We start from the raw sequence: 13203 nt of genomic DNA on the forward strand, positions 1-13203 counted from the left end.
GCGCGGCGTGGCCGCCGCGGCGGGCTGATCGGCGACGGCGGGCTTGGCCTTGCCCAGCGCGGAGGACGGGTCGGCGGCGGCCATGTTGGTGGGCATGGCTTCCGCGTCCATCGCTTCAGTCGCGGCGTCCGCGACCGCCTGGGCGACGGCGCCGTTCGCGGCCTTGGCGTCAGCGCCCCCTGTGGCCTTCGAGGCCAGGGCCAGGCCGGTGTCGGGAGCCAGAGGTCCGAAGGCCGGTGTCGCGGGCCCGCCCGCGGTCGTCTCATCCGCGCCGGGGCCGCCAGCGGTGGTCGGGACAACGGCGGTCGGAGCGGTGATGGGCTGAGCCAGCAGAGCGGCCAGAATCTGGGCGTCCGTGGACGGCGTAGCGGTATCGGCGGTGTCGGCCTCTTCGTCGCCGCCGGTCGCCACCTTGGCGCCCTTGGCTGCGTCGCCGGTCTTGAGAACGGGTTTCCCGTCCGCGCCCAGCACCGGTTCGGCCGCGCCTGGGCCGCCGAAGAAGGCGGTCAGCAGGGCTTCGAAGCCGGCCATCGGACCCGGGGTCGCGACGCCGCCACCGAACAGTCCGGCCGCCGCGCCCGTGGCGGCGGTGGGCTGGATGGTCGAGGCGTTGAGTAGAGGCGCGGTCATGGGGTCGGGGTGTCCGGGGGACGACTTGTGAGGAAGCGCCTGCTGCGCCGCGTTCATTCCGACCCTGCTCAGCAACCTCCGCGCCAATTTGGGTAAGGCCCATTAAATTACTGATTTAAAACGAACTTGTCGGAAGTCGTCGGCGCCTGAAGCCAGGCGGTGGTGGCGCTTTTTGCCGAGCCTCGCCGGGTTGATAGGTCGTCCCTGCCGCCCCCCGGCGCCGGCCTGGTCGAGAGCCGTCTCGAAACTGGCGCCCGTCTTGCGCCCCTGATTTCAAGCTGATCGGGACCCCAAAGGGACCACATTGAAAATGTTGAACAAATTGCAGAGCTACGCGCGGGCGTTCCCCAGACTACCGGCAGATTTGGCCGGGTCGGGCGTCAGGCTTTGCCGGGCGGAGGGCTAAGAGATGTCCCTGACGGTTTCCCTCCGGACCGCAGCCTCGGGCCTGCAGGCGGCGCAGGCCGGCCTGCGGACCACCTCCGACAACATCGCCAACGTCAACACCCCCGGCTACGTCCGCAAGACCATCGACCAGAAGCCGCTCGTCGTCGGCGGCATGGGGATGGGGGTCGAGGTTTCCGGCGTCAAGCGGATCACCGATCAGTATCTGCAGATGGCGACCCTGTCGGCCACGTCGGACTCTAAGCGCTGGGGCACGGTGTCGGAGTATCTCGACAACGCCCAAAGCCTGTTCGGCGACCCGTCCAGCAACAACTTCTTCTTCTCGCGCATGGACAACATCTATGCGGCCTTCTCGGCGTCTTCGGACGACCCGTCGTCCAGCCTGCTCCGCAGTCAGGCGATTTCAAATGTCAGCGATTTCCTGAGCGAAGCCGCCCGCATCAACAACCACATCAATGACCTCGGGAACACGGTCGACGCCCAGGCCAAGGCCGACATCGACCGGGCAAACGACCTGCTGGCTCAGATCAACCGGCTGAACTCCGACGTCAGCCGGGCGAACCTGGCCAACGCTGACGCCTCGGGCTCGGAGAACATCCAGAGCCAGCTGATCGACGAGCTGTCGACCATCATGAACGTGCAGGTCCAGCAGCGGACCCAGGGCGGCGTCACCATCCGGTCTGCAGAGGGTTATCTGCTGGCCGGGGATAACGCCGCCAGGCTCAGCTACAACCGCACCGACACCACGATGTCCTACGTCGCCATCGAACCCGTTGGCGGCATCGGTCAGGCCCAACCCATCACCATCACCGGCGGCGACCTGCGCGGCCTGATGGACCTGCGCGACGAAACCCTACCGGGGCTGTCGGACCAGCTGGGCGAGTTCGTCAGCCGGGTGACCGAGAAGCTGAACGCCGCGCACAACGGCAACGCCGCCATGCCGCCCCCCAACACCATGATCGGCCGAGACGTCGGCATGGATTTGGACTCCGCCGCCTCGGGCTTCACCGGAACCTCCACCATCGCCGTCGTCGATCAGGCGACGGGCGTCGTGCAGAGCTCGGTTGTCATTGACTTCGACGCCCAGACCCTGACCCCCGGCGGCGCCTTCAGCGGCGACTTCCTCGCAGACCTGAACAATGCGCTGGGCGGCGCGGCCACGGCCACCTTCGCCAACGGCCAACTCAGCCTGGCCGCGGGGTCCGGATTCGGCGTCGCCATTGAGGAGGGAACGTCGATGAAGGCCGGCCGGGCCTTCTCCCACTTCTTCGGTCTCAACGACATCGTGCGCTCCAATGGGGTCACCAACTACGAGACCGGCTTGAAGCCTGCCGACGACCACGGCTTCACCCCCGGCGATGTGATCAAGTTCAGCCTCGCCCAGGCTGACGGCCGCCCGTTGCGCGACATCTCCATCACCATGCCGCCAGCCGGCAGCATGCAGGATCTGCTGGACACCCTGAACGCCAGTTCGACCGGTGTCGGCCTCTATGGAACCTTCTCCCTCGACGCCAACGGCAAGATGGCGTTCGCGGGCAACGGCGGTGGGGACGTCCATCTCTCCGTGGCCAAGGATGACACCAAGCGCGGGACCGACGGCGCCTCGTTGAGCCAGCTCTTCGGCCTGGGGGTCAATGAACGCTCGAGCCGCGCCGGCCGGTTCAGGGTGGATCAGGCCCTGATATCCAACCCGATGAAGCTGGCCCTGGGCAAGCTGGACCTCACCGCGACGCCGCCCGCGGCATCCCTGCGGCCAGGCGACGGGCGCGGGGCTCTGACCCTGGCCGGATCGGGCGACGTCAGCACCGCCTTCAGCGCGGCCGGCGAGCTGGGGGCGGTGAACATGACCGTCTCGCGCTATGCTGCGGAATTCGGCGGCTCCATCGGCCGTCGCGCCCAGGCCGCTGACACGCGCAAGCAGTCCGCTGATTCCGTGGCCACCGAGGCCACGGCCCGGCGGCAGTCGGTGGAGGGCGTCAACCTCGACGAAGAACTGGTGCGCCTCACCACCTACCAACAGGCGTTTAACGCTTCGGCCCGCATGGTGCAGGCCGCTAAGGAGCTGTTCGACGTCCTTACCCAGATGATCTGATGGAAGGCCAACCGCGATGAACCGCGTTTCCTCCAACGGCAACTACAGCGCCGTCCTCGCCAACATCCAAGCCGCCCAGCAGCGGCAGATGGAGGCCGGCGCCCGCGTGGCGACCCAGAAACAGGGCACCGACCTAAAGGGCTATGCGCGCAACGCCGAGATGTTGACCGCGATGAAGTCCATCGACGCCAGGCTCGGCGGCTATCGGGAACAGAACAAGCTGATCACCGACAAGCTGACCACACAGGACTTTGCTCTCAACCAGCTCACCTCTTCGGCCGAAGGGACGCGGGAAACCATCGCCCAGGCCCTCGCCAGCGGTCGGGCCGACACCCTCATGCAGGACCTTCAAGGCTTCTTCCGCAACTCGGTGGACGGATTGAACGCCCGTTACGGCGGGAAGTATGTCTTCGCCGGAGGGCAGATCGACACCCTGCCGGTCTCGGCGACGGCGCTCTCCGACCTCACCAACCCGCTCAAGGCGATCGCCGATTTCTTCCACAATGATGACTTCGTCACCCAGGCGAAGGTGGACGACTCCACGACGGTCACCACGGGGTTGCTGGCCAACAACCTGGGCACGGATCTGATGAGCGCCTTCAAGGATCTGCAGGCCTTCCAGGAGGGCGTCGACGGTCCGTTCCAGGGCAACCTGACCGACAACCAGCGCATCTTTCTTGAGGGCGTTCTGGCCAACTGGGACAGCGTGCGGAAGGAACTGGTCAACAACACCGCTCGCAATGGCATGGTGCAGACCCGGGTGGACTCGGTGAAGGTCGACCTGATCGGTCGTCAGAACAGCCTAGCCGGGATGATGGGCGACATCACCGACGCCGACCCGGCGGAAGCGGCCACGGCGTTGCAGCAGGCCGGGGTGGCGGTGCAGGCCGCAGCTCAGGTCTTCCTCTCGCTGCAGAATTCGTCGCTGCTGAACGTGTTGAGGTAGGTCGGAGTTTAGAGCGAAAACTCGGCGCCGATCCGGCCCACCAGCCGCTCCCCCGTCCAGACCTCGACGGCGAACTGGTCAGCGCGGATTTCAGTGGCCTCTCTCATGGCGGAGATGTCGTCGGGAAACTGCGCCTCGCGGGTGGCCGCGACGTGTTCTTCGGGGTTCAGCACATAAAGTCGATACTGGTTCATCAGGTCCTCTCCAATCGGTGAGGCGAGACACGAGCATTGCGCTCAGTGTCTCCTGGTCTCCGCGACCCTTGGGTTACTTCGCAGCGACTGGCCAAGCTTACACCACTCGCCTGTCAGGCGAGATCACTGTTTCGCGACTATTTGCGACGACATCCCTCGACCTGGAATCGGACCGTGATCTCGCAAAACCCCTCGCGACCCGCTACATACCGCCCATGAGCGCGTCCGTTCTCTTTGCTGACCAAGCTGTCGAAGCCGCCCGTGTCGCTGTGGGCCTGCCGGTGGGCGCGCGCGTGGTGGCGGCCATGTCGGGCGGCGTGGACTCCACGGTGACCGCCGCCTTGCTGGCCCGCGCCGGCTATGACGTGATCGGCGTGACCCTGCAGCTCTACGATCATGGCGCGGCGATCCAGAAGAAGGGCGCCTGCTGCGCCGGCCAGGACATCCACGACGCCCGTTCGGCCGCCGACGCCATCGGCATCCCTCACTACGTCCTCGACTATGAGAGCCGCTTCAAGGAACAGGTGATCGAGGAGTTCGCCGACGCCTATCTGCGGGGCGAGACGCCGGTTCCCTGCATCCGCTGCAATCAGACCGTGAAGTTCCGCGACCTGCTGGATGTGGCCCGCGACCTGGGCGCCGAGGCCATGGCGACCGGTCACTATGTCCGCCGCGAGATGGGCCCCTCGGGCGCGCAACTGCGCCGCGCCGCCGACCCGGCGCGAGACCAGAGCTACTTCCTGTTCGCCACCACGGCCGAGCAACTGGACTACCTGCGTTTCCCGCTGGGCGATCTGCCCAAGAGCGAGGTGCGCCGGGCGGCGGCCGAGCTTGGCCTGGCCATCGCCGAGAAGCCTGACAGCCAGGACATCTGCTTCGTGCCCGAGGGGCGCTACACCACGGTGATCGACCGCCTGCGCCCGCATGGGGCCGAACCGGGGGACATCGTCCACCTGGACGGCCGGGTGCTGGGCCGGCACGAGGGCGTCACCCGCTACACCGTCGGCCAGCGCCGGGGGCTGAACGTGGCGGTGGGCGATCCGCTGTTCGTGGTGAAGATCGACGCCGACAGCCGCCGGGTGATCGTCGGCCCGCGCGAGGCCTTGCTGACGGTCGGCTGCGTCCTGAAGGAAACCAACTGGCTGGGTGATCAGGCCACGATCGAAGCGGCCTGTGAGGCGGGGATCGCGGTCCTGGCCCGCGTACGCTCCACCGCCGAGCCCTTGCCCGCCAAGCTGGCGCTGCGCGACGGCGCGCCGGCCGTGGTGTTTGACGCGCCCGAGCATGGCGTTTCACCGGGCCAGGCCTGCGTGCTCTACGATCCGGCCCTGCCGGAGCGAGTGCTGGGTGGCGGATTCATAGAAAAGACCTTCGGGGGCTGACCCTCCCCATGCGGGGGCGGGAGGTCTATATGCCTTCCATGACCCAAGTCTCCGATCCCGTCGTCATCGCTTCCTACGCTCGCACGCCCATGGGCGGTTTCCAGGGTGATCTGTCGCCCGTGAAGGCCACGGCCCTGGGCTCGGCCGCCGTGCGCGCGGCGGTGGAGCGGGCCGGGCTCGATCCCGCCGCGGTCGAGCAGATCATTATGGGCTGCGTCCTCCCAGCCGGTCTGGGTCAGGCGCCGGCGCGACAGGCGGCCCTTGGCGCTGGCCTGCCGCTCTCGGTGGAGGCCACGACGGTCAACAAGATGTGCGGCTCCGGGATGCAGGCCGCGATCCTGGCGCACGATGCGCTGGCCGCCGGGTCGGCGGAGATCGTGATCGCCGGCGGCATGGAGAGCATGTCCAACGCCCCCTACCTGATGGCCAAGCACCGGGGCGGCGCCCGCATCGGCCACGATGTGATCTCCGACAGCATGTACCTGGACGGGCTGGAGGACGCCTATGAGCCTGGCCGGCTGATGGGGTCCTTCGCCGAAGAGAGCGCCAAGACCTACCAGTTCACGCGCCAGGCCATGGACGACTACGCCATCGAGAGCCTGGCGCGGGCCAGGCGCGCCACCGAGACCGGCGCCTTCGCCCGCGAGATCGTCCCGGTGGAGGTGGTCAGCCGCAAGGGCGCGGTGCTGATCGAGGCTGACGAGCAGCCGATGAAGGCCGACCCGGGCAAGATCCCGACGCTGAGGCCCGCCTTCGCCAAGGACGGCGCGATCACGGCGGCCAACGCCAGCTCCATCAGCGACGGCGCCGCGGCCCTGGTGATGACCCGGGAGTCGGTGGCGCGGCGCCTGGGCCTGAAGATTGTCGCCAGGGTGGCCGGCCACGCCGCCCACGCCCATGAGCCGGGCCTGTTCACCACCGCGCCGGTTCCCGCCATGCAGAAGGTTCTGAACAAGGCCGGCTGGTCGGTGGCCGATGTCGATCTCTGGGAGGTCAACGAGGCCTTCGCGGTGGTGGCCATGATCGCCGAGCAGGAACTGGGCCTCGATCGCGCCAAGATGAACGTCAACGGCGGCGCCTGTGCCCTGGGTCACCCCATCGGGGCCAGCGGCGCGCGCATCCTGGCGACCCTGCTCTCGGCCCTGGAGGCCCGCGGCGGCAAGCGCGGCGTCGCCAGCCTGTGCATCGGTGGCGGTGAGGCCACGGCCATGGCGGTGGAGCTGGTCTAGGTCTTGGGCGGCGCCGGAAGGTCGAGGATGTTGATCTTCATACCGCCGGGCAGGGACATGTCGCCCGGCTTGTAGCCCTCGGGGCAGGCGCCCTGCCACGCGGCCTCGATGGTGACCTTGTGCAGGCCGTTCATCTGCGGGGCGGCGGCGCCCTCCGTCGAGCTCTCGGCCTGGATCAGGTATTTGGAGTTGAAGTCGCCGGTGGCTGTGCCGCTGGTGGTGGTCTTGCCGCCGGAGCCCATGTCGCAGACCGAGCTGAACTGATAGCCCCCGGCCACGCGGGCGGAGAAGACGTTTTTCTCGCACATGTCCCGGGTCGTCTGGGAGCCCCAGAAGCTGATCTTGGCGTCCGTCGCCTCATCCAGGCAGATGCGGCTGACCTGCACGAAGTCGCCGGTGGAGACCCGCTGTTCCCAGAGGCCGGGCTTGCGTTTCGGTGGGGTCTGGGAGGGTGTGAAGGCGGGCGCGGCGGTCTCGCCGTCGGTCTTCTCGGCCGGCTTGTTGCAGGCGCTCACGCCCAGCACCGCCACAGCGGCCAACCCAACAGTCCAACGCATCGCTCTCTCCCGCTTTCGCACGAACGAACGCTAATCGGGATCGATCTCGTGGGCGAGGGGGTTATGATCTGACCATGACCGATCTGCGCGACACCGGCGACCGCTACGAGATGGACGAACAGGGCCAGACCTCCTGGGCCGACTATCGTCTGAGCGGGGAGCGCCTCTATCTCGACCACGTGGAAAGCCCGCCCGTCCTGCGCGGCACGGGCGCAGCCGGCCGGCTGATGGCCGCGCTCAGCGCCGATGTGCGGGCCAAGGGCCTGAAGATCACGCCGATCTGCGGTTACGCGGCGGCCTGGCTGCGGCGCAGCAAGGAGTTCGGGGATTTGGTGGGGTAGCGATACCGCTCCTCCCGGCGAAGACCGGGATGAGCGGGCTATTATTTAGCCCTCGCTGTTCTGGCTCAGGCCCTGGCCGAAGGCCACGGGTTGGGAGGCGGCGACCATGGTCCCGGCCATGGCGACCGTGGTCATGACGGCGGCGGCGAGAGCGCCCAGCAGGACGCGCGTGAAGGTGTCGGACATCGAGTTTTATCCCCAGCCTGACCGCCGGGGAGGGCGGCCATATTGAACAACCGGGAAGCTAACGCAGCGTCACGAAAATGGATGCGTGGGCGGCCTAAGTTCTTGAAAATCGAACCTTAAGTGCGCGCCACGATGGCCATCAGGGCCTGGACCTTGGCGTCGGTTTCGCCGGCGAAGCGGCGGGCCAGTTCGCGGATGCCGGTGGGATAGACGTCGCCGCCTTCGCCGATCTCTTCCGACAGACGCTCGACCTCGATGAGGGCCAGGCGCAGGGCGTCGACATGGGACTTGGCCAGGCTCTTGGCCTCGCCCTGCAGCCGGCGGATCTGTTCAGCCAGGGTCTCGCTGGCCGGGGCCGGCTTCTCAACCTTTTCCGGCGCGGGCTCAGGCGTGGGCGCGAGGGCCTGCAGGGGCACGACGTTGGGCGCCTCGGCGACAAGGCGGGGACGGGTACGCGCAACACGACTAACCATAGCTCACGCTCCAAACCGGGACGGTTGAAGCGCGACGCTGCAGATGGCGGGCCAGAGCTAGTTCCGCGAGTTGATCGCCTCGATGGTGGCCACCTTGGCCTCCACCTCCTCGGCCAGGCGCCGGGCGATGTCGCGGATGCCGGGGGGGTAGGCCTCGCCGCCCTCGGCGATCTCGGCGCAGAGGGCCTCGGTCTCGTGCAGAGCGGCGATAAGGGCGGCGACGTGCTCACGGGCCAGGCCCTTGGCCTCGGCCTGCAGGCGGCGCACGCGGGTGGACAGGGCTTCGGAACGCGGAAGGGCGCCGACCTTGTTGTCGGAAACCACGGAGAGCGACGGCGACATGTTTGCTATCCCCAGCAAAAGGCGATGGAAGCCCCGTCCGAAGTCCGCGTCTGGACCGCCGGTTCGGCGCTCCCCCATGGCGGAATGTACGCCCAACCGGCGCCGTGGTTCCGAGGGCGTGCGCCCAGCCTGGGGATCTGCGGCATTTGGGTGACAGGCGTCGACGCCTTGCATGGCCCTACGTCACCGGCCCATTCTCGCGCCAACCATAAAGATATCGGGAGGACCCCATGGGCCCGTTCAAGCTTCTCATCGACGGCCAGCTGGTGGACGGCGAGACCACCATGTCGGTCATCAATCCGGCCACCGAGCAGGAGCTGGCGGTCTGCGCGCGGGCGTCGAAGGGCCAATTGGACCAGGCGGTCGCCGCCGCCAAGCGCGCCTTCCCGGCCTGGCGCGACACCCCGATGGACGAGCGGCGCAAGGCGCTGAACGCCATGGCCGACGCCATCCAGGGGGATTTGCAGAACCTCGCCCGCCTGCTGACCCAGGAACAGGGCAAGCCGCTGGCCGACGCCATGGGCGAGGTGTTCGGGGCGGCGGCCTTCTTCCGCTATTTCGCCAGCCTCGATTTGCCCGAGAAGGTGATCGAGGACAGTGACGCCCGCCGCGTGGTCAGCCGCCGCCGCCCGCTGGGCGTGGTGGCCGCCATCGTGCCGTGGAACTTCCCGCTGATCCTGATGGCCTTCAAGGTGCCCGCCGCCCTGCTGTCGGGCAACACCGTGGTGCTGAAGCCCGCGGCCACCACGCCGCTCTCGACCCTGCGCATCGCCGAACTGGTGAAGGACCTCCTGCCGCCCGGCGTGCTCAACGTCATCGCCGACGCCAACGACCTGGGCGCCGCCATCACCGGCCACCCCGACATCCGCAAGGTCTCCTTCACCGGCTCCACCGAGACCGGCAAGAAGGTGATGGCCGGCGCGGCGGAGGCGCTGAAGCGCGTCACCCTGGAACTGGGAGGCAATGACGCGGCCATCGTGCTGGAGGGCAACGACCCCAAGGAGACGGCGGGCAAGATCTTCGCCGGCGCCTTCCAGAACTCCGGACAGGTCTGCATCGCCATCAAGCGGGCCTATGTCCACGAGAGCATCTACGACGCCCTGTGCGACGAGCTGGCCATCCTGGCCGACGCCGCCGTGGTGGGCGACGGCCTGCAGCAGGGCACCACCATGGGCCCGCTGCAGAACAAGACGCAGTTCGAGAAGGTGCTGGGCATCATCGAGGAGGCCAAGACCCAGGGGAAGGTCATCGCCGGGGGCGGCCGCGCCGACGGCAAGGGCTACTTCATCCGCCCCACCATCGTGCGCGACATCAGCGATGGCACGCGGCTGGTGGACGAGGAACAGTTCGGCCCGGTCCTGCCGGTGATCAAGATCCGCGACGGCGAGGACGCCCTGGCCCGCGCCAACGCCAGCGACTACGGCCTGGGAGGTTCGATCTGGAGCAAGGACCTGGACCGCGCCATGGACCTGGCCGGCCGTATGGACACCGGCACCGTCTGGATCAACAAGCACGCCGAACTGGCCCCCAACATCCCCTTCGGCGGGGCCAAGCTCTCGGGCATGGGCACCGAACTGGGGGAGGAGGGGCTCTCGGAGTTCACCCAGATGCACGTGATCAACATGGCGAAGGGGTGATCCCCGCCTAACGACCGTCATCCCCCACCCCGTCATCCTAGGCCTTGTGCCTAGGACCCCTCTCTCGGTGTCGCCGAATAGGCCTGGAACGCTCCGCCACGTGCTGGATCGCAGAGGCGCGGATAAAGGGGTCCTAGGCACAGGGCCTAGGATGACGGAGGTGGGGGATGGCGGGAGGCGCGTGCTGCGCCGCTCCACTACGCCAGCCCCGCATGGAGATCGTCCCAGTGCGGGTTCTCCCGCTCGATCAGGTTGATCTTCCAGTCCCGCGGCCAGCGCTTCAGCGATTTCTCCCGCTGGATGGCGTTGGTCATGAGTTCGAAGGGCTCGTACCAAACGAGCCGCTTGAGGCCATAGGTCTTTGTGAAGCCGGGATAGATGCCCTCCCGGTGCTCGTAGATGCGGCGCGTGAGCTTGTTGGTGACGCCGGTATAGAGCGTCCCGCGCATGCCGTCGGTCATGATGTAGACGGCGATATAGGCATCGCGCCGCATCTCACCCCCACTCCGTCATCCTAGGCATTGTGCCTAGGACCCCTCTGTCGGCGCCTCGGCGACGAAGAACGTAACGGGAACTTTACGTGCCATCCTGCAGCTCAGCAACACCGAGAAAGGGGTCCTAGGCACAAGGCCTAGGATGACGGGGTGTGGAGTGGCGGAGGTGAGAACCTACCGCTTCCCCTTCCGGAACCGCTCCTGCGCTTCCGCCCGCGCCTCCGCCCGCACCTTCTTCACCGCCGTTCGGTCCACCTCTTCGCCCGGCGCGGTGAGCACGTCGTTGGCGAATTCGAGGTCCATCAGTTTCAGGCGCTTGATCTCGTCGCGCAGGCGGGCGGCGGTCTCGAATTCGAGGTCGGCGGCGGCCTGGCGCATGCGGCTTTCGAGGTCGCGCAGGGTGGTCTTGAAGTTGTCGCCCATGAAGGGCTTGGAGTCCTCGGCCACGCCGACCGGGATGGTGACGCGGTCCTTCTCGTAGGGGGAGGCCAGGATGTCCTTGATGGAGGACTTGATGCTCTCCGGCGTGATGCCGTGCTCGAGGTTGTAGGCGGCCTGCTTCTCCCGGCGGCGTGAGGTCTCGGCCATGGCGCGTTCCATGGAGCCGGTGACCCGGTCGGCATAGAGGATGCACTTGCCGTCCACGTTCCGCGCGGCCCGGCCGATGGTCTGGATCAGGCTGGTCTCGGAGCGCAGGAAGCCCTCCTTGTCGGCGTCGAGGATGGCCACCAGGCCGCACTCGGGGATGTCCAGGCCCTCGCGCAGCAGATTGATGCCGATCAGGGCGTCGAAGGCGCCCAGGCGCAGGTCGCGGATGATCTCGATCCGCTCCATGGTGTCGATGTCGGAGTGCATGTAGCGGACCCGCAGGCCCTGCTCGTGCATGTACTCGGCCAGGTCCTCGGCCATCTTCTTGGTGAGCACGGTGATCAGGGAGCGGTAGCCGCGGGCGGTGGTCTCTCGGACCTCGGCGATGACGTCGTCCACCTGGCTGTGGTTCTCGGTATTGACCGGACGGATCTCCACCGGCGGGTCGATCAGGCCGGTGGGGCGGATCACCTGCTCGGCGAAGACCCCGCCCGACTGCTCCAGCTCCCAGGCCGCCGGGGTGGCCGACACATTGATGGTGTCGGGCCGCATGGCGTTCCACTCCTCGAACTTGAGGGGGCGGTTGTCCAGGCAGGAGGGCAGGCGGAAGCCGTATTCGGCCAGGGTGAACTTGCGGCGGTAGTCGCCCCGGTACATGCCGCCGATCTGCGGCACGCTCTGGTGGCTCTCGTCGACGAACAGCAGGGCGTTGTCGGGGATGTATTCGAAGAAGGTGGGCGGCGGCTCGCCCGGGCGGCGGCCGGAGAGATAGCGGCTGTAGTTCTCGATGCCGGCGCAGGAGCCGGTGGCGCCGATCATCTCCAGGTCGAAGGTGGTGCGCTGCTCCAGCCGCTGGGCCTCCAGCAGCTTGCCGTTGGCCACCATCCAGTCGAGGCGCTCCTTCAGCTCGGCCTTGATGGAGATCATCGCCTGGTGAAGCGTCGGGCGCGGGGTGACGTGGTGGCTGTTGGCGTAGAGCTTGATGCTGGGCAGGTCGGCGGTCTTGCGGCCGGTGAGGGGGTCGAACTCGACAATGGCCTCGATCTCGTCGCCGAACAGGCTGACGCGCCAGGCGCGGTCCTCGTAGTGGGCCGGGAAGATCTCCAGGGTGTCGCCCCGCCGGCGGAAGGCGCCGCGCTCGAATGACGCGTCATTGCGCTTGAACTGCAGGGCCACCAGGTCGGCGATCAGCTTCTTCTCGTCCACCCGCTGCCCGACCTCGAGCTGGATGGTCATGGTGGAATAGGTCTCCACCGAGCCGATGCCGTAGATGCAGGAGACCGAGGCCACCACGATGACGTCGTCGCGCTCCAGGATCGCCCGGGTGGCCGAGTGGCGCATCCGGTCGATTTGCTCGTTAATCGAGCTGTCCTTCTCGATATAGGTGTCGGTCCGCGGCACGTAGGCCTCGGGCTGGTAGTAGTCGTAATAGGAGACGAAGAACTCCACCGCGTTGTCGGGGAAGAAGCTCTTCATCTCGGAATAGAGCTGGGCGGCCAGAGTCTTGTTGGGCGCCAGGATCAGGGCCGGGCGCTGGGTCTGTTCGATGACCTTGGCCATGGTGAAGGTCTTGCCCGAGCCGGTGACGCCCAGCAGCACCTGGTCGCGCTCCTTGCCCTCCAGGCCGGCGACGAGGTCGGCGATGGCGGTGGGCTGGTCGCCGGCGGGCTCGTAATCGCTGACAAGCTTGAAGCGGCGCCCGCCCTC

Annotated in this window: 14 protein-coding genes; 6 read left to right on the top strand and 8 right to left on the bottom strand. The window is 67.5% G+C overall.

The features are described 5' to 3' along the window. On the bottom strand, positions 1–630 hold a 630-nt coding region (locus AAC997_RS19975), incomplete at its 3' end, for a hypothetical protein (RefSeq protein ID WP_340647458.1). A gap of 409 nt (positions 631–1039) precedes the next feature. Here AAC997_RS19975 and flgK point away from each other — a divergent pair. Next, the gene (gene flgK, locus AAC997_RS19980) at positions 1040–3127 is read left to right on the top strand and encodes a flagellar hook-associated protein FlgK (protein ID WP_340647459.1); all 2088 of its coding nucleotides are present in this window, start codon (positions 1040–1042) and stop codon (positions 3125–3127) included. 16 nt (positions 3128–3143) lie between these two features. Then, positions 3144–4073: a flagellin gene (locus AAC997_RS19985; protein WP_340647460.1), complete on the top strand. Its 930-nt coding sequence runs from the start codon at positions 3144–3146 to the stop codon at positions 4071–4073. Positions 4074–4081: 8 nt separating this feature from the next. Here AAC997_RS19985 and AAC997_RS19990 read toward each other — a convergent pair whose 3' ends face one another. Further along, a complete protein-coding gene (locus AAC997_RS19990) occupies positions 4082–4267 on the bottom strand; it encodes a hypothetical protein (protein ID WP_340647461.1) in 186 nt (61 codons plus the stop codon). A 215-nt stretch (positions 4268–4482) separates the two neighbouring features. Here AAC997_RS19990 and mnmA point away from each other — a divergent pair, with 215 nt between their 5' ends. After that, on the top strand, positions 4483–5649 hold the full coding sequence (mnmA, locus tag AAC997_RS19995; RefSeq protein WP_340647462.1) for a tRNA 2-thiouridine(34) synthase MnmA: 1167 nt from the start codon (positions 4483–4485) through the stop codon (positions 5647–5649). A gap of 38 nt (positions 5650–5687) precedes the next feature. Continuing rightward, entirely contained in the window at positions 5688–6878 is a 1191-nt protein-coding gene (locus tag AAC997_RS20000) for an acetyl-CoA C-acyltransferase (RefSeq protein ID WP_340647463.1), read from the top strand. Here the strand turns inward: AAC997_RS20000 and AAC997_RS20005 are convergent. Continuing rightward, positions 6875–7435: a DUF3617 family protein gene (locus AAC997_RS20005; RefSeq protein WP_340647464.1), complete on the bottom strand. Its 561-nt coding sequence runs from the start codon at positions 7433–7435 to the stop codon at positions 6875–6877. The two genes, AAC997_RS20000 and AAC997_RS20005, sit on opposite strands and share 4 nt — an antisense overlap. Before the next feature lie 74 nt (positions 7436–7509). Between AAC997_RS20005 and AAC997_RS20010 the strand changes: the two genes are divergently transcribed. Further along, positions 7510–7776, top strand: a complete 267-nt coding sequence (locus AAC997_RS20010) for a GNAT family N-acetyltransferase (RefSeq protein WP_340647465.1) — start codon at positions 7510–7512, stop codon at positions 7774–7776. Positions 7777–7821: 45 nt separating this feature from the next. On the opposite strand, the gene AAC997_RS20015 is transcribed toward AAC997_RS20010, so the two are convergent. The 3 genes from AAC997_RS20015 to AAC997_RS20025 all read right to left on the bottom strand — a co-directional run bounded on the left by AAC997_RS20015 (position 7822) and on the right by AAC997_RS20025 (position 8777). After that, complete coding sequence (locus AAC997_RS20015; RefSeq protein WP_340647466.1) at positions 7822–7962, bottom strand: hypothetical protein; 141 nt, start codon at positions 7960–7962, stop codon at positions 7822–7824. 116 nt (positions 7963–8078) lie between these two features. Further along, on the bottom strand, positions 8079–8435 hold the full coding sequence (locus tag AAC997_RS20020; RefSeq protein WP_340647467.1) for a hypothetical protein: 357 nt from the start codon (positions 8433–8435) through the stop codon (positions 8079–8081). Between the two features lie 57 nt (positions 8436–8492). Further along, positions 8493–8777, bottom strand: coding sequence for a hypothetical protein (locus tag AAC997_RS20025; protein WP_340647468.1), 285 nt, complete (start codon positions 8775–8777; stop codon positions 8493–8495). Positions 8778–9007: 230 nt separating this feature from the next. On the opposite strand from AAC997_RS20025, the gene AAC997_RS20030 reads away from it, so the two are divergent. Continuing rightward, a complete protein-coding gene (locus tag AAC997_RS20030; protein ID WP_340647469.1) occupies positions 9008–10414 on the top strand; it encodes an aldehyde dehydrogenase family protein in 1407 nt (468 codons plus the stop codon). A gap of 197 nt (positions 10415–10611) precedes the next feature. On the opposite strand, the gene AAC997_RS20035 is transcribed toward AAC997_RS20030, so the two are convergent. Both AAC997_RS20035 and uvrB read right to left on the bottom strand, forming a co-directional pair. Further along, complete coding sequence (locus AAC997_RS20035; protein WP_340647470.1) at positions 10612–10908, bottom strand: GIY-YIG nuclease family protein; 297 nt, start codon at positions 10906–10908, stop codon at positions 10612–10614. A 174-nt stretch (positions 10909–11082) separates the two neighbouring features. Continuing rightward, positions 11083–13203 (bottom strand): excinuclease ABC subunit UvrB (uvrB, locus tag AAC997_RS20040; protein WP_340647471.1); only part of this gene is annotated, 2121 nt, incomplete at its 5' end.

The sequence above is a fragment of the Phenylobacterium sp. genome (assembly GCF_037968635.1).
GTDB lineage: Bacteria > Pseudomonadota > Alphaproteobacteria > Caulobacterales > Caulobacteraceae > Phenylobacterium.

Bases quoted from the DNA above. Each gene is read 5' to 3' on its own strand.
- flgK (WP_340647459.1), top strand. From the start codon at position 1,040: ATGTCCCTGACGGTTTCCCTCCGGACCGCAGCCTCGGGCCTGCAGGCG.
- AAC997_RS19985 (WP_340647460.1), top strand. From the start codon at position 3,144: ATGAACCGCGTTTCCTCCAACGGCAACTACAGCGCCGTCCTCGCCAAC.
- AAC997_RS19990 (WP_340647461.1), bottom strand. From the start codon at position 4,267: ATGAACCAGTATCGACTTTATGTGCTGAACCCCGAAGAACACGTCGCG.
- mnmA (WP_340647462.1), top strand. From the start codon at position 4,483: ATGAGCGCGTCCGTTCTCTTTGCTGACCAAGCTGTCGAAGCCGCCCGT.
- AAC997_RS20000 (WP_340647463.1), top strand. From the start codon at position 5,688: ATGACCCAAGTCTCCGATCCCGTCGTCATCGCTTCCTACGCTCGCACG.
- AAC997_RS20005 (WP_340647464.1), bottom strand. From the start codon at position 7,435: ATGCGTTGGACTGTTGGGTTGGCCGCTGTGGCGGTGCTGGGCGTGAGC.
- AAC997_RS20010 (WP_340647465.1), top strand. From the start codon at position 7,510: ATGACCGATCTGCGCGACACCGGCGACCGCTACGAGATGGACGAACAG.
- AAC997_RS20015 (WP_340647466.1), bottom strand. From the start codon at position 7,962: ATGTCCGACACCTTCACGCGCGTCCTGCTGGGCGCTCTCGCCGCCGCC.
- AAC997_RS20020 (WP_340647467.1), bottom strand. From the start codon at position 8,435: ATGGTTAGTCGTGTTGCGCGTACCCGTCCCCGCCTTGTCGCCGAGGCG.
- AAC997_RS20025 (WP_340647468.1), bottom strand. From the start codon at position 8,777: ATGTCGCCGTCGCTCTCCGTGGTTTCCGACAACAAGGTCGGCGCCCTT.
- AAC997_RS20030 (WP_340647469.1), top strand. From the start codon at position 9,008: ATGGGCCCGTTCAAGCTTCTCATCGACGGCCAGCTGGTGGACGGCGAG.
- AAC997_RS20035 (WP_340647470.1), bottom strand. From the start codon at position 10,908: ATGCGGCGCGATGCCTATATCGCCGTCTACATCATGACCGACGGCATG.